We start from the raw sequence: 17,877 nt of genomic DNA, 5'->3' as shown, positions 1-17,877 counted from the left end.
TTGCAGCTACTAGCTCGCAACTGCCTCCTTGCTATAGGTATCGCGATCCATGTCGCGTAATTCGACACTCAGTTGCACCTGCACGCCCTCGGGCCATGGGCCGAGGTCCTGCAACACCGCGAGCAAGCTTTGCGACAGTTGCTGTTTGACCTGCGGCGAACGCCCGCTGAGCAAGGCCAGGCGCGCCGCCACAAACCCACGCTCGTTGAGGCCGGTGCCGACGCGAAAGCTGTCGACCTTGACGGCCCGGCTCTTGATATCGAACTCGGCGCCGAACTGACCGGAGGCCACCAGCGCATGGTTCAGGCGCAACAGGGCCTTGTCGGTGTCCAGTTGCGTCAGGTTGGCGGTGTATTCCAGGTGCAGGTGTGGCATGGCGAACTCCGAGGTTTTTATAGGACGGTTCCTACATATACCACGGATAAATAGCTCAAGCCTTGGCCACCAGGTTTCGATCACTCATAAACGCTTCCAGCCGCGAGCGTACCCAACGCTCGGCCGGGTCGGTGTCCACATGGCTGAGCCAGACCATGGATAAATCCAGGGTCGGCGTCTCGAACGGGAACGGCTCACAGAACAGGTTGCCCGACACCGCCATGGCTTCGGCGGTGTAGTCCGGCAGGCTGGCGATCAGATCGGTGCCGGCCAGCAAGGCGGGCAACGCGCTGTATTGCGGCACCGACAACACCACGTGGCGCTTGCGGCCGATCTCGGCCAGCCACTCATCGGCGAACCCCGACACGTTGGCCGTATGCGACACCAGCACGTGGGGGCGTGAGCAGTATTCATCGAGGGTCAGCGGCGTATCCGAAGCATCGGCACGCAACAGACGCGGGCGGATATGGCGCAGCAACTTGCGCTTGGCATTCGCCGGCAGACCACGGGTCTGGGTGATGCCGACGGTGATATCGCCGGAGGCCAACAGGTCGGGGATGCGCCAGTAGTCGACATGCTGCACCACGAACACCACTTGCGGCGCCTCCTGGCGCAACGCGCGCAACAGCGGCGGCAGCAGGCCGAACTCGACATCGTCGGACAGGCCGATGCGAAAGGTCATGGTGCTGATGGACGGGTCGAAATCGTGGGTCAGGCTCAGCGCCGACGACAGCGAGTCCAGCGCCGGCGACAGGTGCTGGATGATCTCTTCGGCGCGCGCGGTGGGTTCCATGCGGTGGCCGACACGAATAAACAGCGGGTCGTTGAACAGCGTACGCAAACGGTTGAGCGCCGAGCTGATGGTCGGCTGGCCCAGAAACAGCTTCTCGGCCACCCGGGTCACGTTGCGCTCAAGCATCAGCGCTTCGAAAACCACCATCAGGTTGATGTCGGCCTTGCGTAATTCATTGCGATTCATCGGCGCCTGCCCCTTACCCACGACAAGCGGCAGTGTAGAAAGGCCGACGGGCTGCGTCTATGTGCCACCCCGATCAATTGGTCGGGGTGGACACGTGTCACGGCTTGAGCGGGTGCTCCTGATCTCGCTCGGACAGCTCCGTGCCGTCATCCGGGTGTTTCCAGGTTTGCGGTTTTTCGTCCTCGCGCTGCCGCCGGGGCTGCTCACGCGCCGGCTCATCCTGATGTTGGTGTTCGTTACCCATAGCCACCTCCCATCCGTAAGAATTGGTCACGCTCTCAAGCATAGAACAGGGAGGAGGATTTTGATCGGCTTCAACAATTGATAACCTGCATGCATCAATAAATCCAAATCTTTCACTTATCATTTCTAAATGTGTCAGCCACTATCCTCAGTCTTAAGCGAAACAAGCACTTTAAAAAGAACGCTGGAGACACAAAAACATGACTAGCCCTGCTCGGCCCGATTCTGCCCGCTCTAAAGTGGGTGCGGTTTTCCGCGTCACTTCGGGCAACTTCCTCGAACAGTTCGATTTCTTTCTGTTCGGCTTCTACGCCACCTATATTGCTGCCGCGTTCTTCCCCGCCGCTAATGAGTTTGCGTCATTAATGATGACCTTCGCCGTGTTCGGCGCGGGCTTCCTGATGCGTCCATTGGGTGCGGTGATTCTGGGTGCCTACATTGATGACGTCGGTCGCCGCAAAGGGCTGATCGTGACCCTGTCGATCATGGCCAGCGGCACGCTGCTGATCGTGCTGGTGCCGGGTTATCACACCATTGGCCTGTGGGCCCCGCTGCTGGTGCTGCTGGGCCGTCTGTTGCAGGGCTTTTCGGCCGGCGCGGAACTGGGCGGTGTGTCGGTGTACCTCGCCGAAATGGCCACTCCGGGCCGCAAAGGCTTCTACACCAGCTGGCAGTCGGGCAGCCAGCAGATTTCCATCGTGGTCGCCGCCGCACTGGGCTATGGCCTGAACGTCTGGATGGAACCCGCCGTGGTGGCCGATTGGGGCTGGCGCATTCCGTTCGCCATCGGTTGCGTGATTATCCCGTTCATCTTCGTGCTGCGACGCAACCTGCAGGAAACCGAAGAATTCGCCAAGCGTCAGCATCGCCCCACCATGCGTGAAGTCATGGCGACCCTGGTGAAAAACTGGACCATGGTCATCGGCGGCATGCTCATGGTGGCGATGACCACCACCGCGTTTTACCTGATCACCGTGTACGCACCGACCTTCGGCAAGACCGTGCTGCAACTGAGCACGTCCGACGCCCTTCTGGTGACTCTGCTGGTGGCGGTGTCGAACTTCGTATGGCTGCCGATCGGCGGCACCTTGAGCGACCGCTTCGGCCGTAAGCCGGTACTGGTCGCCATGACTGTGCTGACCGTTCTCACGGCTTATCCAGCGCTGTCCTACGTGGTCAACGCACCGAGCTTCGCCCACATGCTGGAAACCCTGCTGTGGTTCTCCTTCCTCTATGGCATGTACAACGGCGCCATGATCCCGGCCCTGACCGAAATCATGCCGGTGGAAGTGCGCGTGGCGGGCTTCTCCCTGGCCTACAGCCTGGCGACCGCCGTGTTCGGTGGTTTTACCCCGGCGATCTCCACCTGGTTTATCCATATCACCGAAGACAAAGCCTCGCCGGCCTACTGGATGATGTTCGCCGCGCTGTGCGCGCTGTGTTCGACCCTGGCCCTGTATCGCCGCGCCAACAGCCGTGGCCAAGTGATGCAGGAGGCACTGCGATGAAGGCGCTGTTCAAGACGCTGACCGCCCTGGCCTTTGGCGCCCTGGCGCTGACGGCCCAGGCCGAAGAGCTCAAAGTGATGACTTCCGGCGGCTTCACCGCGGCCTATAAACTGCTCGGCCCGCAATACGCCAAGCACAGCGGCGACACCCTCCAGACCGTCCTTGGCCCGTCAATGGGCAAGGCGCCGGAAGCGATTCCCAACCGCCTGGCCCGTGGCGAACACGCCGACGTGGTGATCATGGTCGGTTATGCCCTGGATGAATTGATCAAACAAGGCAAGGTCGACCCGGCGTCCCGTGTGGAACTGGCCGACTCGCGCATCGGCCTGGTGGTGAAGGAAGGCGCAGCCAAACCGGCGATCGGCACCGATGCCGAGTTGAAGGCGGTGCTGAGCAACGCCAAGTCCGTGGCGTACTCGGACAGCGCCAGCGGTGTGTATGTCGAGAAAGAGTTGTTCAAGAAACTCGGCATGCCAGCCAAAGGCACCATGATCGAACGTCTGCCGGTGGCCGAGCAGGTCGCCAAGGGTGACTACGAAGTGGGCCTGCAACAGGTGGCGGAATTATTACCGGTAGCGGGCGTGACTTATGTGGGCAAAATCCCCGAAGACGTGCAGTCCGTGACGCGCTTTGCGGCGGGTATTCCGGTGAACGCCGAACACCCGGCCCAGGCCCGGGAACTGCTGCAGTTCCTGGCCTCGCCCGAGGCCCAACCGGCGGTGCAATCCACCGGTCTGGACTCGGTGTCACGCTGACCGAAACGGCATCTCCCGCACCAACCGCTCCAACTCCAGCGCCGCGGGCGGCAACGTCCGCCCGCGGCGCTTGATCAAGCCCACGTTACGCATCACCTGCGGCTCTACCAGCGGCACACTCACCAGAATCGGGTGCTCGCACGCCGGCATCGCAATCGACGGCACCATCGCCACGCCCAGCCCGGCCTCCACCAGCCCGATCATGGTGGTCACGTGGTGCGTCTCGCAGATACTCGGTTTTTTCACGCGTATGCCACGCAGGGCCTGGTCCAGCAGGAAGCGGTTGCCCGAGGTTTTATCCACCGTGATGTAGTCGTGTTCGTACGCCTCGGTCCAGGTGACGCTGTCGCGCTCGGCCAGCGGGTGATCACGCCGGCAGGCCAGCACATAACGCTCCTGCAGCAGCAATTCGAACTCCACTTCGTCAGCCAGGCTGCCGCTGAAACTCACGCCGAAGTCCGCCTCGCCGGTTTCCACCGCTTTGCACACCTCGCCGGCACTGGCATCCAGCACCCGCAGGCGAATTTTCGGATACAGCTTGTGAAATTCGGAGATCACATGGGGCATGAAGTAATACGCGGTCGACGGCACACAGGCGATGGTGACATTGCCCATGCGCGTGGACGCGACGTTGCTGATGCCCATCAGGGCGATGTCGAGATCGTCGAGCATGCGCTCGACCTGGGGCAGAAACGCGCGTCCGACCATGGTCAGGCTGACCCTGCGGGTGGTGCGCTCGAACAGCTTCACATCCAGCGCGGCTTCGAGTTTTTCGATGCGTCGGCTCAGCGCCGGTTGCGAGATCCGGATGGCTTCGGCGGCGCCGCGAAAACTGCCCTTGTCTACCACGGCGCGGAAGGCTTGGAGGTCGTTGAGGTCGAAGTTGATGATCACGGGAGGGGCCAGGTGGTCGAGGTGCAGCGATTATCGTATGAGCGCTGTTGAGACGCCATCGACACCGCTGCCCATTTGCGCCCTACACCTGAAACCGCGCCACCGCGTCATTGAGCGCAACCGCCAACCGCGCCAGCTCCTGGCTTGAACCGTTGATCCGCCCGGCACCGGACGAAGACTGTGCCGACAAGTCGCGAATATTCACGATGTTGCGGTCGACCTCCTTGGCCACCTGCGCCTGCTCCTCGGCGGCGCTGGCGATCACCAGGTTGCGCTGGTGGATCTGGTCGATGGAGTCGGTGATCTGGCTCAAGGCACCCCCTGCCCCTTCGGCCAGGGTCAGGGTGTCGCCGGCACGCTGGGTGCTCGACTGCATCGACGTCAGGGCATCGTTGGAGCCGGTGCGCATCGCCGTCACCATCTGGTCGATTTCCAGGGTCGATTGCTGGGTGCGATGGGCCAGCGCACGCACTTCATCGGCCACCACCGCGAAACCACGGCCGGACTCCCCGGCACGCGCAGCTTCGATGGCGGCGTTGAGGGCCAGCAGGTTGGTCTGTTCGGCGATGGAGCGAATCACATCAAGCACCTTGCCGATATCCCGCGACTGCTCGGCCAGGCTCTGCACCAGGGTCGAGGTCTCGCCGATGTTGCTGCTCAGGGCTTGAATCGCGCTGACCGTTTCACCGACGCGGTGCTGGCCCTCGCGCGCGGTTTCATTGGAAAGGCGGGTGGACTCGGAGGTGGACACCGCATTGCGCGCCACCTCTTCGGCAGCCGAGGTCATCTCGTTGACCGCCGTGGCCGCCTGTTCGATTTCGGCCGTCTGCTGTTGCAGGCTGCGGCTGCTCTGGTCGGTAATGCCATTGAGGTCGGTGGCGGAAGCGGCCATTTGTGCCGCCGATTGGCGAATCAATTGCAGGGTACTGCGCAGGCTGCCCTGCATGGAGTGCAGCGCCACCAGCAAACGAGTCACCTCGTCGTTTCCGCTGACCTCCACGGTCTGGGTCAAGTCGCCCCGTGCGACGTTTTCCGCCGCGCGCATAGCCTGCCCCAACGGACGCACGATACTGCGCGTGAGCAGCCAGGCCAGGGCTATCGTACTCAGGCCCGCCAGAATCACGAAACCGAAGACCATGGTGCGTGAGCGGCTGTACTGCGACTCGGCCGCCTGGCCCTGCTCGTTGATCTGGGCGTTGTAGTAGTCGGCGAGTGCGTTGAGTTGCGCGCCGGAGCCGTCGACCACGGTTTTCATGTCCACCAGCAGCAGCTTGTTGAGTTCAGCGCCCTGCTGCTTGTCGGCCAGCACGAACGACTGCGCCAGGCCCTGCTGGTACTGGCGCAGCGAGACCTGGAACTGGTCATAGAGCGCACGGACTTGCGGTGTGTCGATCACCGCGTCCAGGTCGGTCAGCCTCTTCGTCAGATCCTGACTGCGTGTGTCCATCTGGCTGCGGTATTGCGGGAGGCTCGCGGGGTTGGGGTCCAACGCCATGCGCAAAGAAATCGTACGGATGCGCAGCATGATTTCGCGAATATCCGCCACCAGTCGCATCTTGGGCACCAGCCCTCTTTCCACCTGCACCGCACTGGCGCGAATACTCGCCATGTTGGAGAGCGCAAAAAAACCCAACAGGGCCACAAGCAGGGCGATCAAGGCAAAACCCAGACCCGCACGGCGGGCGATGGACAGGCTGCGAAGGGACATTTTGGGGGCGCGCTCTTATTAGGGGTAAGACATCGTATGACAGCGTTTCGGCCGCGCGGGTGAGGACTTGAGGGCGGTGTGGGATAGGAAATAAGAAGTCGTGAATATTGATGATGTTGGGCTGTGCGTTCGTTCGATCACACAGCGCGCAAAACTGAGTTCGGCAGGTTTCTTTGGCTACTGGCAGGTTCCACCCTTATGATGCGACCCCGTCCCTCCAACCGGATGGGTGCCCTTCGGGCAGCCCATCGCAAACATCGGGCTAGCCGCCAACACCATGAGCAAAACCACCATTGATAGCTTCTTCATACCCATCTCCATGCCTGTCACGACGCGTGATGGCATAAAGATATCACTCACTACAAGATTTATCGATTCGATTTGTTAAGCCCCACCTCCTCATACCTGGTATTCGGACCCTGGCAAAACGCACACATCGATAGCACTGATGATTACTATCGAAACGACCGCCTGCGTGAATGCAAAGCCTGATTCATATAATCCCCTCTTATTCTCTTCACCGCGCCTGACACCAGGCGACATCCCCTCTGGAACTCAAATCCATGCCAAGTGCCAGCCAGGCCCATAGCGGCCTTCCCGAACATAATCAACAGAGCGTCAAACAGCAGTGGCTGGCGATTCTCTCCGTCGCCGTGGGCGCCTTCGCCCTGGTGACCAGTGAGTTTCTGCCGGTGGGCGTGCTCAACGATGTCGCCAGCGACCTCGGTATCACGGCTGGCCATGCCGGCCTGATGGTGACCCTGCCGGGCATCATGGCCGCCCTCGCCGCCCCGTTGCTGTCAGTGATCATTGGCGCCATGGACCGTCGTTACCTGCTGATCGGCCTGACGCTGATCATGATCATTGCCAACTCAGTGGTGGCGTTCGCCAGTGATTTCAGCCTGCTGCTGTTGGGCCGCGTGTTGCTGGGCATCAGCATCGGCGGCTTCTGGGCAACGGCTATCGCCCTCAGCGGCCGCCTGGCCCCCAAGGGAGTGGACGTCGCGAAAGCCACCTCGATTATCATGATGGGCGTCACCCTCGCCACCGTACTGGGCGTGCCCGTCGGCACCTGGCTCAGCGGCCTGATGGGCTGGCGCATGACCTTCCTGGTGACCGCGCTGGTGGGCATCCCCGTACTGCTGGCACAGGTCTTCCTGCTACCGCGACTCAACCCGGAAAAAGCCATTCTCGTCAGCGACCTGCCGGCGTTGTTTATCAACCCACGCGCTCGGGTCGGATTGATCGCAGTATTGTTGATCGGTCTTGCGCACTTTGCCGCCTACACCTATGTCGCGCCGTTCTTCAAATACAGTTCCGGCTTCGATGGGCCGACGATTGGTTCGCTGTTGCTGTTGTTTGGCGTGGCTGGGGTGTTCGGCAATATTTTTGCCGGTTTCGCCGCTAACCGCAGCGTACGTCACACCCTGATGCTGGTCGCGCTGATGATCGGCACCAGCACCGCCCTGTTCCCTTACTTCGCTACCGGCATGACCGGCGCCGCGATGCTGATCGGCCTGTGGGGCTTTGCCTTCGGCGCCTTCCCGGCCTGCGCCAGTATCTGGATGTTCGTGGTGGCGCCCAAGGATGTCGAACGTGGCATGCCGTTGTTCGTCGCATTGTTCCAAGTGATTATCGCCCTGGGCTCGTTCTTCGGCGGGCGGATCGTCGACCAATTGGGCAGCTCGGTGCTGTTGAGCCTGGCGACGGCGTTGGTAGGCGTAGGTTTTGTCACAGTGTTGGTGCTGGGACGTAACATCAGCAACCGCCTGGTGGCGCAACCGGCCTGACGAGACAGGATGCGCTGAAAAGCCTGCTGAGCATTGCGTTCAGCAGGCTTTTTCAGGTTCAGGCGCAATCTTCCATTGCCTGAGTCGGGCGCAAAAATGGTGTCGAGGGGCTTGTTAACCGGCCGACCGGCCCGAGTCTTTGGTTAAAATGTGCGAACTGAATGCCAGAAAATCGCCCAGATGTTGAGTGATGATTGCAACGGTGATCGGCAGCTGAAGCGTTTGATACTCATGCACTGCGATATTGCGAAATCCGACCATGTTTTTCAGGTTGGTCAGCAAGGACGCACTTACCCACCCGTTCTGGGCCAGCAGCTCGAATACATCACGCGCGCTCTGTGGAATGCCAAGACGCTCACGCCGAATCAAATGCTGCCCCATATCCAGGGCCGCCTCGCAGGCACGCTGAATATTGAGAATGGCCGCATCCTGACGGGTGAAATCCGTAGCAAAACTGGCAGGATCCTTTTCGTACTCCTCTCGAGCACGAGCAACGCAACGCTCGATGCTGGCCGCCTTGTTGATGAGTACGTCATCGACCATATACCGTCCCGTCCTTATGAATATCGGCTAGTAACTCAGCTCTGGCTGAATCCAGCGCGGTTTTTTCGCTGAGAATATAGCTCTCGAAAACACCCGCCTGACTGTCCTTGTTCCAAAGCCGGCGCCCAGTGGTTATGACTTGGTATTGCATGACAGTCGATGCCGCGCGCAAGTCCAGTAGATCGACAGGCACGTTGACAATATCAGCCAATTCTCCGGACAGGCGCCACAATTGAAGCGCGTCAACTCGTCCTTCAACCAGCGCAGCCAAATCCAAATCACTGTTGGCATGCGCCTCGCCTGTCGCTTGACTGCCAAACACATACACAGCCAATAGGTCCGGGAGGTTAACGCGTAAATGCGTGAGCACTTTTTCAAGATTCATGATTGGCCCGCATCGTCATCTGAATAGAAGACCGTAGCAGAATTAACCTGGCAATTTCTGCTACAAAAACAAAAAACCCCAATAACACTTAAGTTATTGGGGTTTTTCGTTTTTCAATAATGGCGGAGAGATAGGGATTCGAACCCGACCCGCACACTCCACACCCCGCTACAGGCCGCAATTGTATTGTGTTTTGGGTAGACTGCAAGGGCAGAAACGGTCTACAGCGGCCTGGGTTTTGCCCTAAATTTGCCCTAAGACTGAACGCGCATATGGAAGCCACATTGCGAGACTCAGTGCACGTGTGTCATCCACTACGATGCACAAAAATCGTAGACAGTGCGAGCTCACATGTCGTCCGATGATCAATCGGACGCAGCCTTACCGCTATCGCTGATCGCGAAACGTGGAGCGGCCGATCTTCAAGCGATTCCCAAGCAATCTGCAATCTGATGGACCACTGCTATGCTTCGCTATTTTCGACGGAGCAGCGCACATGTCAGGAGAATACTCATTACCGGATTTGCTAGAAAGAATGTACGAAAATCAGCTCGCGCTGGAAGCGGCTTTGATGGAGTTGGCCCTCCAAACCGAGAGGCAAGGCTTGAGTGAGGTCGGTGATAACGTACGTGGCGCTCTGTTCGTGATCGGCGAAAACGCGGGTCACATCAAGCAGGGCCTGGCGAAGCTACGAACTAAAAATCTCTGACAGCACACCCCGATTGTGTAGGAGTATTTGGTGTATTTTGGGAGATAGGCCCGTATTTACTGGCTGTGACGCTAGTCCACAGCAGGTTGCATAAATGCATAATGGGCATTGAATGGCATAGATGAGCGTATTGATTGCCCCATTTTCGCCCCACGTATCAGATCAGCACCAGATAGGTATCCGCACCTCATCCGAGCCCAAAAAAAACCCTGCTCATAGGCAGGGTTATTTTCAAGTCAAGATCATGCTGCTGTCAGGGACCTACGTCTCTTCATTGCTATAGCGATTGAACGCAAAACGTCGTCCGCCGCATTGATTATCTTTACGTGCTTGACCACAAAGTCAAAACCACGCTCTAGTACCAGCACTCCGAACAGCTCATCAGCGAACGACTCAGAAATCGATTCCACCTCATCGAGATCAATCACGACCTGATCTCGCACTGCAAGCTGTTGATACAAACTTGAGCGCTCACGTGAGGCAAGAGATCGAGAAGCCAAGTCCGTATGCTGAAAGGTATACGCGTCCATGGTCACCCCCTCAGTAAATTCATTATGTCGTCTACGTCATCAGCCTCAACCGCCTTAGCGGTGATGAAGCTGGATTCTTTGATCGAGAGCGATATTGCTACACCTTTCCATGGCTCCTGTAAAGGACGGTATCTGATCGCTCCATTATGCATGCGCATAACGCAGTTACCTGAGGCCAAATATAAGATCCCCTTGTACCTTTTCGCAAGCTCAACCAGCTTTGCCAAACCCAAACCTTGATGATGGTTACCGTTCCGGGTGCGCTGAACCGCAATTCCATTGAACTCATCACCGCCAAGGTAATCGTCAGGCATCGACTGAGCCCATTCATCCGCCTGAGCCGCAAGCTTGCTGGAATTTCCCTCCTGAATACACCACTCGATAGCCTGCTGGTGGGTATCAATTCCACGGATCCCCGATTGTCTCAGCTCAGCCAGGAATCCCAGGCCACAATCAGCCAGAGAAAACTCAATGACGTGATCACCTTTGTGTAGCTGTTGGCGCTGGGCAGTGGAGAAGCCAGTGTTCAATCCGTGCGACCAGACGTTGTCATGAAGCTCACCTACGACATGAGTTAAGTCCTTGAACGCGGGGCTTTTACTGTAATCAACCTCGCCTTGTGCAGCCAATGACCTCAGGCAACCGTTAATTTGGGTCGTCGCAATGTCTACAGCGTTTTGTGATGCGAGGGGCGTGATCGGTGCGTAGTTGACGCCAGCGTTTCTGCGCTCGTACTGGTAGTCATCCACTCCCCACAGCGCTCTAGACAACCCAACCGCTGCGAGATATCCCTTATTTTGCTCACACGCATAAGCCAAATAATCTTGTCCAACGCCCTTATTACAAAGATACGCGGCGAACGCGGCGATAAATCCTGGGGAGTAATACCCTTTGGGCAGGGTATGCAGATCGGTGGCAGAAAGCGCCCCGAACTGACGCGGCAGCTGTTGCAACGCTTCAATTAAAGTAGGCAACCTAAATCCCTTTCAGGCAAAAGAAAGCATTTTGCCATCTCCACCGTACACCGCATAGGCCGCACGTCGGGCACACAGCCATCGTTGTACTCAGGCCCCTTGCCTGGTCAGGCCAGACTACTTCGCTCACAACAGGCATAGAAACTGTTGCAGTCGATCAGTGCAAAAATCAGCTCCTGCTTAGAAATGGCTGCGCACTGTGCAGGTGATCACGCTTCAGCGTTTGACAGCTCATCCCCTTCGAGAACGCAACGAGCCGAATATTTGGGGCTCTCTGATAGGGACAAATAACCGAATAATTAGAGTTGGACCAATCGATGGCACACTGCTATAGCTTAATAGATTTGTTGAGAAACGACTTTTTTACCGCTGGCGGTAAAAAGGCCTACCGGTGATATGAGCAACGAAATCTAGCGGGAGACAGAGAATGAGTAGCATAAAGATGTACGGTACCAACGTCAGAGGTAACGGTGGACCAGGTATCGTCCAGATAGGAAGCAATCTGAAGTTCGAATCACATGGGGGAGACATCTCAAACAATCTGGGTCCTGGCCTTATCCAACGCGAACATTCGCTCGTGGAAAAGCTGGGACTTCCTGCTGAAACTGATCCGAAAGAACTGGCTGAACTTTTAAAAATTTTGCTGCCACTGCCGAATGAAGCACGGCGGGCGAAGGTCGCTGAAAGTGGTTTGTTCAACAAGATCAAAGCTTTTGCCTTGGACAGCTCAACATTGATGAGCAACATCACGACCGTGGCGAGCAATCCGCAAGTTCAGCAGATAATCCAAGCGCTTTCTGTACAGGCAAACTGACAAGCACCCTGTGCGCCCTGAGGGCACAGGGCGCGGTATCAACTTAGAATAATTCACCTAACGCTGCTGGCTCCCAGTTCATAATCACCAATTCGCCACTAACCTCGGTTTTCCCCTGACGCTGATTTGCCGTGCTATACCGAATATCTACCCTCTCAAAGTGAAAGCCCTCGAACACCCGCCGGATGTCAGGGTGATCGTTGATGCTCACCATCACCTTACCTTTGCAGCGCCGCATGAATTCGGCCATCCGTTCATAGTTTTCGAAGGGGAAGACCACACCATAACCGGCCGTCTGCCAGTAAGGCGGATCCATGTAATGGAAGGTGTGGGCGCGGTCGTAGCGCTCAGCACATTCAAGCCAGCCCAGGTTTTCAACATAGGTGCCGGACAGACGCTGCCACGCTGCAGACAGGTTTTCCTCAATCCGCAGCAGGTTGATCGCAGGACCGGTTGTTGCGGTGCCAAACGTCTGTCCCGTTACCTTGCCGGCAAAGGCATGGTGCTGCAGGTAGAAAAAACGGGCGGCGCGCTGGATGTCGGTGAGGGTTTCAGGGCGGGTCATCTTCTGCCACTCGAACACCTGGCGGGAACTGAGCGCCCATTTGAACTGGCGCACAAATTCCTCCAAGTGGTTCTGCACCACGCGGTACAACGTTACCAAGTCGCCGTTGATGTCGTTGAGGACCTCAACGGGCGCGGCCTGGGGACGCATGAAGTAGAGCGCGGCGCCGCCGGCAAAGACTTCAACGTAGCATTCGTGGGGTGGGAAGAGAGGGATAAGGCGGTCGGCCAGGCGGCGTTTGCCGCCCATCCAAGGGATGATGGGTGTGGACATAAAAGCAAGACCTTTGCTGTATGGATAAACAGTGCTAGGCTCGCTCCGCTTTGTGCACGAAGCAGGAGCCTTGGCTGGACTTGCAGGGACGTTCTGCGGGGAAGGTGGCCGGGTTGGATGTTGACGCATCCTGCCCCGCCGCTCCTTTTTTTCGGGATAGAAAACTCTTACGAATGGCCCGTCCGGGCCGAATGACGGTTGATCGGTGACCTCCTACGGTTTTGGGGTGCCCGCATCTGATTTTCCCAGACAGCCGAAATGATGCGTGGCGCCGGGTATTCCGCTACAATTTCGCCTCTTTAAGCGAATCCAATCAGCACCATTCCGAATGCTTATTGGCGCCACAGGGAAGTAAACCACCGTGATACATCGAGCAATATCAAATAAACTTCTCCAGATCGACGCTCTAGATGGTTTGCGCGGAGTGGCGGCATTAATCGTGGTGCTGAGTCATACCAGCAACCTAAATATGTTTTTCGTTCCATCCCTCGACTTCAGAGGCATTGGGAAATCGGGCGTCTTTCTTTTTTTCTTGCTCAGCTCTTTCCTGCTGACCCGTCAAATCATTACTACCAGCAATAAGATATTTACACTCGAGTTCATGTCGAACTATTGGCAAAGACGATTCTTCAGAATTTATCCTTTGTACACCTTTTATCTATTACTGGCCCTGGTCACCACTTGGGCATCGGTGAAGTACTACGGCGTTGGCTATGGTCAACCCTTCAATCTTGACCTGCACGGTTTTTTCAACCAACTCATACTTACCGAATTACGGGGCATCGAGTGGAGCATTGCAGTAGAATTCAAGTTTTATTTCGTGCTACCTTTTTTGGCTGGGATATTCTTGATGATCAGGAAGAAGGGACTTATTGCGTGCTCAGCACTCTACATCTGCCTGATCCTGCTTTCCCAATGGATTTCACCGCAAAGTGAATCCTTGCTTAACGACCCAAGACTCACTCCTTATCTGCCAATATTCATTACAGGGATCTTCGTAGCATTCCTGCAAGAGGCACTGCAGGACAAGGAATGGTTTCCAACTCTTTGCCAATACCTCGGCTATATTGGTCTTGCTGCTGTAATAGTAATGACGCCCACGGTGTATTCTCTTATTACGTCTCCCGTGAAAGGCGATTACTTTCACAGAGACTTTATTTTGTACGCTGTGATATGGTCACTGGTCCTACTGGCATCGGTAAACCATGACGGACTGATTAAAAAAGCATTGTCCGCTAAACCACTAAGAACACTAGGGGCACTTAGCTTTAGTATTTATCTGTTCCATCCTATCTTTCTAGCTGCCGCGCTCTACTACAACATGAGCAGCTTTACCGCCGCATGGTTTGTTCTATTGACTTCGCTTGCGACCGCCTACCTCACGTTCCGCTTTATTGAAAAGCCTACTTCCAGGTTTAAGTTTTCGGGCAACAACCTAAAACTAGCTCGTTCCTGACAAGGGTTTTCATCATGCGTCCAGCTCTAGCGACATTAGGGCTGGATGCTTGAAGCCCACACCGTCTATTTCAGACCAGAAACTTCTTTTGCGTAGGCCTGACAGGCCCGCAGAGCGATCAATCCTTGGTCGCCGGCATCGGTGATGCCGATAATTCGTTGAGCATGCGCTGGGTCAAGTTCGACTCTTGTGGGGCCATGAACCACGCCGCCGGTGGCGGTGGTGGTTGGCATTGAACAGTTGCCGGTGGCGTCGGTAGTGGCGAGTACGACTGACAACCGCAAATCAGCAGTAGCCAGGCGATCACGCAGGCGAGCCTGCTTGGTTTGTTCATCGGTCAATTCCTGGTGGTGGGTTTCGTCTTTGTCCCGCAGGCGCCGCTCCAGGGCGAGGCGCTTATCCTGCTCGTTGCGCTGCAGGGCAGCACCGGCCAGGGATATCTCGGTGAGGGTGTCGGCATGGAGTCGGGCCTGGCGCTCCAACTGCTGGCCGTAACGCCAACCTTGAGCGGTCCAGGCCAATGCAGCAGATCCAGCCGCCAGGACCACCAACACCAGGCCCATGGCCGCAATTCGGAACTGCGCAGGAATCAGATCGAGGAGACACATAACACCGCCCTCGCCCTAGCCCACAGCTGCAGGCGATCTTCCAAACCGTTAAGGCCACCATTGATCCGGCGGGTGATGGTGTTGAACTGGTCCTGATCCGCGAGCGCATTCAACCCGTTTACCGACCAGAACCATGCGGCAGACTCTGCGGCCCACTGCGGCAGCTCCAGCAATTCGGGCGTGCGCAGCAATCTCTCATCGCCGAACAGTGCCAGGCTGCAACGCAGATAGTTGTCGTGGCCGGTGACCTGAATCAACCCACGACCGCGATACCGCTGACCATCTCCGTCGGCCTGCGGCGTGTTGCCAAGCTTGGCAGCCAGAGTGCCGGTGTCGTATTTGCTCAGGTACTGATCGCCGCCCAGTTCGCGGACGTACTGCAGTTGCCCCGACTCGTGGCCCACCTGGGCGAGGAATGCCGCCTGGCGCTTCGGCGTATCGATCTTACGGTTGATCATGGCTGCGTTCAGGGCAGATACAAAAATGCCCGCTTGGCGGCGGGCGTTCGGCATGATGCGTTGCAGCTGTTGCTCGGTAACAGACATAAAAACTCCAAACATAAAAAAACCGCACTCAGGCGGCGATGGGATGCACTACTGCTTCTCGACGCTCACTACTTTGAGCGGCTTCTTTTCCTTCTTTTTCTTGCCTTTGGATTTACCTTGCTTACCGGCATTGCACTCCACCGTGGTCGACCAGCCAGACTGGGTGAACACCTGCTCTACCGAATCTGCCAGGTATTCGCCATCAAGGCCGACCTTGAAACCCTGGGCGTTGATCAGGCGTTCGGCAAAAATGTCTGTCCGTCCAGGCATTTCAAAACGCACGTCGGCGGTTGAGCGATTGAACGCAGCCAATCGAGCCTTGGCGGCAGCCTCGGCAGCGGTTTTATTCGGGTAGATATGCCGATCGGTATGCACCGCCGGCAATCCATCCGGGGCGTCATCGTTGTCAACGGTGACCACCGACAGCTTGCCGTCCTTCTTGTTCTGGTGCTTGGTCGCCACGGCCTTGTGCGAATTGCGATCCCCAAGGCTGAATTGCCATCGACTGAGGTCGCTTTTGGTCAGGGTGATCGCGCCGAACGTCTTGCCGCTGGCCGTCTGGCCACCTTGACGCGGCATCACCAACAGCTTGCCGTCGGCCACCTTGGCCGTGCAGTCGTATTGTTTGGCCAGGCGTGTGATGAAATTAAAATCGGACTCGTTGAGCTGATCCACCCGGGCGACCTTTGTTGCCACCGGACACACCGCCTGCCAACCATTGCGCGCGGCGATGTCGGCCACGATTTTCGACAGCGGCACGTCCTCCCAGCTTCCGCTACGGATGGTCTTGCCACTCCCGCGCATATCGCTGGCCTTGCCCTTGATCACAATCGTGTCCGGCGGGCCGGACACTTCGACCGTGTCCACTGCGTAACGCCCAAGACGCATCAAGGACGTCTCGGCGTAACCCAGGTAAATCTCGATTGAGCTACCGCGCCGAGGCAACTGCACCTGGCCGTCACGGTCATCGATACGCAATTCAAACTCGTCTGAATCCATACCCGGCTTGTCAGAAGTCCGCAGCAGCAACAGTCGATCATTGATCTTGGCGGTAATATCGGCGCCATCGGCAACGATTCGAAAAGTGGGCGTCATGGATTTTGTCCAAAAAAATGCCCGCTCAAGGCGGGCCGTACACAAAGTGCCGTTACGCGTAACGCAACGGGATCCTGGCGGTGTGGTTCGGGCTCAATCCCACAAACTAATCCCCTCCTCGGTCGGGCTTGGCAGGTCCGGCAGAACGATCACCACCCCCGTGCGGTAAGGCTGGGGCTCGTCTGCCAACCCTTGATTGGCATCAAGCACCGCCTCAACGCTGCCGTTTAGATGGCCGTAAACGTTATGACAAATGACATCAAGCATGTCTCCGTCAGACGTTCTGCATGTCGTCGCCATAGCGCGCAAACTCCAGAGTGAACCCTTGTTTACGGGGGATCCCGCCGTGAAGCAGAGCGCCCTGTTCCTCGTTGACCGACTTCAAGCACCATGTCCCAATCACTTCGCCATAACCTGTGGTCAGGGTCAGCGGCTGCAACTTGCCGCCGATGGTGCGTAGCGTGTCGAGCTGCTTGAGGCCGCCCTTGAACCCTGGGTAAATCGTCCCTTTGAGAGTGAGTTTTTCCTCGCCAATGCCCACGGCCTGCTGCGCCGGGCGCCGCGACAGTCGCTCTTGAGAAGCCCAGCGGAATTCAGTCGAGCGGCTCAGCTCGTCGAAAGCCGCCGTGTCCAGGTTGAAGTAATAAGGCTGAACCTTGGGGTCACGGGGCTGGATGATCAGCAAGTGCGGGAACGGCTTTACCGCTTCCGGTGCCGGCGTGGCATCCACGGCAAAGGCACTGGTGGGCACGATGTTCGCCAACGACGGGCTGACCTTGCCGGCGATGTTGTTGATCGCCGTCGCCGCCCTGCCCGCCTGTTCCTTCAGGGCGCCCATCCGTTCCTGCACTTCGGTAGCTCCCCGTGTCGCGCGGCCGTACACGGCCACGACCTGGCCGACCTTGGTCTGTGCTGCATCCACGCCGCGCATCACCCTTTGTAGCTTGGCCCCGACAGTCGGCCCCACGAACGGAATATTCTCCAGCTCGGACGCGGCGCCGGTTAACTCCCTGATTGCACCGTTGACCGGCCCAAGCATGCCGTCGGCACTACGTCTGCCAGCCTCCCCCGCTTCGACCAGGTACTTGAAGCTCGACTGCATCTGTTCCATATAAGCCATAGGGGCCT

General features: G+C 57.5%; 21 protein-coding genes and 1 pseudogene. 6 read left to right on the top strand and 16 right to left on the bottom strand.

All coding sequences use genetic code 11. The annotated features are described in order from the left end of the window. Positions 1-9: 9 nt before the first annotated feature. The 3 genes from V6M90_RS09810 to V6M90_RS09800 all read right to left on the bottom strand — a co-directional run bounded on the left by V6M90_RS09810 (position 10) and on the right by V6M90_RS09800 (position 1,598). Complete coding sequence (locus V6M90_RS09810; RefSeq protein WP_003172502.1) at positions 10-375, bottom strand: 5-carboxymethyl-2-hydroxymuconate Delta-isomerase; 366 nt, start codon at positions 373-375, stop codon at positions 10-12. A 55-nt stretch (positions 376-430) separates the two neighbouring features. Further along, positions 431-1,354 (bottom strand): LysR substrate-binding domain-containing protein, encoded by a 924-nt coding sequence (locus V6M90_RS09805; protein ID WP_078823620.1) that lies wholly within the window; start codon positions 1,352-1,354, stop codon positions 431-433. A 97-nt stretch (positions 1,355-1,451) separates the two neighbouring features. After that, complete coding sequence (locus V6M90_RS09800) at positions 1,452-1,598, bottom strand: hypothetical protein (protein ID WP_332846401.1); 147 nt, start codon at positions 1,596-1,598, stop codon at positions 1,452-1,454. A gap of 199 nt (positions 1,599-1,797) precedes the next feature. On the opposite strand from V6M90_RS09800, the gene tcuC reads away from it, so the two are divergent. Both tcuC and V6M90_RS09790 read left to right on the top strand, forming a co-directional pair. Then, positions 1,798-3,105, top strand: a complete 1,308-nt coding sequence (gene tcuC / locus V6M90_RS09795; protein WP_141064506.1) for an MFS transporter — start codon at positions 1,798-1,800, stop codon at positions 3,103-3,105. After that, positions 3,102-3,860 (top strand): substrate-binding domain-containing protein, encoded by a 759-nt coding sequence (locus tag V6M90_RS09790; RefSeq protein ID WP_003172498.1) that lies wholly within the window; start codon positions 3,102-3,104, stop codon positions 3,858-3,860. Before tcuC ends, V6M90_RS09790 begins: the two co-directional genes overlap by 4 nt. Here V6M90_RS09790 and V6M90_RS09785 read toward each other — a convergent pair. The 3 genes and pseudogenes from V6M90_RS09785 to V6M90_RS30115 all read right to left on the bottom strand — a co-directional run. Beyond that, positions 3,852-4,754, bottom strand: a complete 903-nt coding sequence (locus V6M90_RS09785) for a LysR family transcriptional regulator (RefSeq protein WP_003172497.1) — start codon at positions 4,752-4,754, stop codon at positions 3,852-3,854. The genes V6M90_RS09790 and V6M90_RS09785 overlap by 9 nt on opposite strands. Positions 4,755-4,836: 82 nt before the next feature. Next, on the bottom strand, positions 4,837-5,646 hold the full coding sequence (locus V6M90_RS30120) for a methyl-accepting chemotaxis protein (protein WP_408637294.1): 810 nt from the start codon (positions 5,644-5,646) through the stop codon (positions 4,837-4,839). Between the two features lie 48 nt (positions 5,647-5,694). Beyond that, a pseudogene (locus V6M90_RS30115) lies at positions 5,695-6,462 on the bottom strand (MCP four helix bundle domain-containing protein); the annotation flags it as partial. A 563-nt stretch (positions 6,463-7,025) separates the two neighbouring features. Between V6M90_RS30115 and V6M90_RS09775 the strand changes: the two are divergent. Next, on the top strand, positions 7,026-8,252 hold the full coding sequence (locus tag V6M90_RS09775) for an MFS transporter (protein ID WP_078823616.1): 1,227 nt from the start codon (positions 7,026-7,028) through the stop codon (positions 8,250-8,252). A gap of 114 nt (positions 8,253-8,366) precedes the next feature. On the opposite strand, the gene hepT is transcribed toward V6M90_RS09775, so the two are convergent. Next, on the bottom strand, positions 8,367-8,795 hold the full coding sequence (hepT, locus tag V6M90_RS09770; protein ID WP_332846400.1) for a type VII toxin-antitoxin system HepT family RNase toxin: 429 nt from the start codon (positions 8,793-8,795) through the stop codon (positions 8,367-8,369). Then, positions 8,785-9,180 carry a type VII toxin-antitoxin system MntA family adenylyltransferase antitoxin gene (gene mntA, locus V6M90_RS09765; protein WP_042944328.1) on the bottom strand — a complete coding sequence of 132 codons (396 nt, stop codon included), beginning with the start codon at positions 9,178-9,180 and terminating at the stop codon, positions 8,785-8,787. The genes hepT and mntA overlap by 11 nt, the downstream gene beginning before the upstream one ends. 496 nt (positions 9,181-9,676) lie before the next feature. Here mntA and V6M90_RS09760 point away from each other — a divergent pair, with 496 nt between their 5' ends. Next, positions 9,677-9,889, top strand: a complete 213-nt coding sequence (locus V6M90_RS09760; protein ID WP_332846399.1) for a hypothetical protein — start codon at positions 9,677-9,679, stop codon at positions 9,887-9,889. Positions 9,890-10,131: 242 nt separating this feature from the next. Here V6M90_RS09760 and V6M90_RS09755 read toward each other — a convergent pair whose 3' ends face one another. Together V6M90_RS09755 and V6M90_RS09750 are read right to left on the bottom strand one after the other, a co-directional pair. Next, positions 10,132-10,419: an STAS-like domain-containing protein gene (locus V6M90_RS09755; protein WP_332846398.1), complete on the bottom strand. Its 288-nt coding sequence runs from the start codon at positions 10,417-10,419 to the stop codon at positions 10,132-10,134. A 2-nt stretch (positions 10,420-10,421) separates the two neighbouring features. After that, positions 10,422-11,393, bottom strand: coding sequence for a hypothetical protein (locus tag V6M90_RS09750; protein ID WP_332846397.1), 972 nt, complete (start codon positions 11,391-11,393; stop codon positions 10,422-10,424). Between the two features lie 427 nt (positions 11,394-11,820). Here V6M90_RS09750 and V6M90_RS09745 point away from each other — a divergent pair, with 427 nt between their 5' ends. Beyond that, the gene (locus V6M90_RS09745) at positions 11,821-12,207 is read left to right on the top strand and encodes a hypothetical protein (protein ID WP_332846396.1); all 387 of its coding nucleotides are present in this window, start codon (positions 11,821-11,823) and stop codon (positions 12,205-12,207) included. A 43-nt stretch (positions 12,208-12,250) separates the two neighbouring features. On the opposite strand, the gene V6M90_RS09740 is transcribed toward V6M90_RS09745, so the two are convergent. Further along, on the bottom strand, positions 12,251-13,045 hold the full coding sequence (locus tag V6M90_RS09740; RefSeq protein ID WP_332846395.1) for a DNA adenine methylase: 795 nt from the start codon (positions 13,043-13,045) through the stop codon (positions 12,251-12,253). A gap of 361 nt (positions 13,046-13,406) precedes the next feature. Between V6M90_RS09740 and V6M90_RS09735 the strand changes: the two genes are divergently transcribed. Then, complete coding sequence (locus tag V6M90_RS09735) at positions 13,407-14,501, top strand: acyltransferase family protein (protein WP_332846394.1); 1,095 nt, start codon at positions 13,407-13,409, stop codon at positions 14,499-14,501. A gap of 65 nt (positions 14,502-14,566) precedes the next feature. On the opposite strand, the gene V6M90_RS09730 is transcribed toward V6M90_RS09735, so the two are convergent. The 5 genes from V6M90_RS09730 to V6M90_RS09710 all read right to left on the bottom strand — a co-directional run bounded on the left by V6M90_RS09730 (position 14,567) and on the right by V6M90_RS09710 (position 17,869). Next, positions 14,567-15,109, bottom strand: a complete 543-nt coding sequence (locus tag V6M90_RS09730) for a lysis system i-spanin subunit Rz (RefSeq protein ID WP_332846393.1) — start codon at positions 15,107-15,109, stop codon at positions 14,567-14,569. Next, positions 15,091-15,654: a glycoside hydrolase family 19 protein gene (locus V6M90_RS09725; protein WP_332846392.1), complete on the bottom strand. Its 564-nt coding sequence runs from the start codon at positions 15,652-15,654 to the stop codon at positions 15,091-15,093. The genes V6M90_RS09730 and V6M90_RS09725 overlap by 19 nt, the downstream gene beginning before the upstream one ends. Positions 15,655-15,702: 48 nt before the next feature. Beyond that, positions 15,703-16,749, bottom strand: a complete 1,047-nt coding sequence (locus V6M90_RS09720) for a phage late control D family protein (RefSeq protein ID WP_332846391.1) — start codon at positions 16,747-16,749, stop codon at positions 15,703-15,705. Between the two features lie 93 nt (positions 16,750-16,842). Further along, positions 16,843-17,049, bottom strand: a complete 207-nt coding sequence (locus tag V6M90_RS09715; protein ID WP_042944260.1) for a tail protein X — start codon at positions 17,047-17,049, stop codon at positions 16,843-16,845. Then, positions 17,024-17,869, bottom strand: coding sequence for a phage tail protein (locus V6M90_RS09710; RefSeq protein ID WP_332846390.1), 846 nt, complete (start codon positions 17,867-17,869; stop codon positions 17,024-17,026). Before V6M90_RS09710 ends, V6M90_RS09715 begins: the two co-directional genes overlap by 26 nt. Between the last annotated feature and the right edge of the window lie 8 nt (positions 17,870-17,877).

It is taken from the genome of Pseudomonas lactucae (genome assembly GCF_036688725.1).
GTDB classification, from domain to species: Bacteria; Pseudomonadota; Gammaproteobacteria; order Pseudomonadales; family Pseudomonadaceae; genus Aquipseudomonas; species Aquipseudomonas lactucae.
This window is presented reverse-complemented; position numbering and strand designations above follow the sequence as displayed.

What these genes read in the sequence shown, in the direction of transcription:
- V6M90_RS09790 (WP_003172498.1), top strand. Translation starts at nt 3,102, where the DNA reads ATGAAGGCGCTGTTCAAGACGCTGACCGCCCTGGCCTTTGGCGCCCTG.
- V6M90_RS09760 (WP_332846399.1), top strand. Translation starts at nt 9,677, where the DNA reads ATGTCAGGAGAATACTCATTACCGGATTTGCTAGAAAGAATGTACGAA.
- V6M90_RS09715 (WP_042944260.1), bottom strand. Translation starts at nt 17,049, where the DNA reads ATGGCGACGACATGCAGAACGTCTGACGGAGACATGCTTGATGTCATT.
- V6M90_RS09730 (WP_332846393.1), bottom strand. Translation starts at nt 15,109, where the DNA reads ATGTGTCTCCTCGATCTGATTCCTGCGCAGTTCCGAATTGCGGCCATG.
- V6M90_RS09810 (WP_003172502.1), bottom strand. Translation starts at nt 375, where the DNA reads ATGCCACACCTGCACCTGGAATACACCGCCAACCTGACGCAACTGGAC.
- hepT (WP_332846400.1), bottom strand. Translation starts at nt 8,795, where the DNA reads ATGGTCGATGACGTACTCATCAACAAGGCGGCCAGCATCGAGCGTTGC.
- mntA (WP_042944328.1), bottom strand. Translation starts at nt 9,180, where the DNA reads ATGAATCTTGAAAAAGTGCTCACGCATTTACGCGTTAACCTCCCGGAC.
- V6M90_RS09805 (WP_078823620.1), bottom strand. Translation starts at nt 1,354, where the DNA reads ATGAATCGCAATGAATTACGCAAGGCCGACATCAACCTGATGGTGGTT.
- V6M90_RS09720 (WP_332846391.1), bottom strand. Translation starts at nt 16,749, where the DNA reads ATGACGCCCACTTTTCGAATCGTTGCCGATGGCGCCGATATTACCGCC.
- V6M90_RS30120 (WP_408637294.1), bottom strand. Translation starts at nt 5,646, where the DNA reads ATGGCCGCTTCCGCCACCGACCTCAATGGCATTACCGACCAGAGCAGC.
- tcuC (WP_141064506.1), top strand. Translation starts at nt 1,798, where the DNA reads ATGACTAGCCCTGCTCGGCCCGATTCTGCCCGCTCTAAAGTGGGTGCG.
- V6M90_RS09800 (WP_332846401.1), bottom strand. Translation starts at nt 1,598, where the DNA reads ATGGGTAACGAACACCAACATCAGGATGAGCCGGCGCGTGAGCAGCCC.
- V6M90_RS09725 (WP_332846392.1), bottom strand. Translation starts at nt 15,654, where the DNA reads ATGTCTGTTACCGAGCAACAGCTGCAACGCATCATGCCGAACGCCCGC.
- V6M90_RS09710 (WP_332846390.1), bottom strand. Translation starts at nt 17,869, where the DNA reads ATGGCTTATATGGAACAGATGCAGTCGAGCTTCAAGTACCTGGTCGAA.
- V6M90_RS09755 (WP_332846398.1), bottom strand. Translation starts at nt 10,419, where the DNA reads ATGGACGCGTATACCTTTCAGCATACGGACTTGGCTTCTCGATCTCTT.
- V6M90_RS09740 (WP_332846395.1), bottom strand. Translation starts at nt 13,045, where the DNA reads ATGTCCACACCCATCATCCCTTGGATGGGCGGCAAACGCCGCCTGGCC.
- V6M90_RS09775 (WP_078823616.1), top strand. Translation starts at nt 7,026, where the DNA reads ATGCCAAGTGCCAGCCAGGCCCATAGCGGCCTTCCCGAACATAATCAA.
- V6M90_RS09745 (WP_332846396.1), top strand. Translation starts at nt 11,821, where the DNA reads ATGAGTAGCATAAAGATGTACGGTACCAACGTCAGAGGTAACGGTGGA.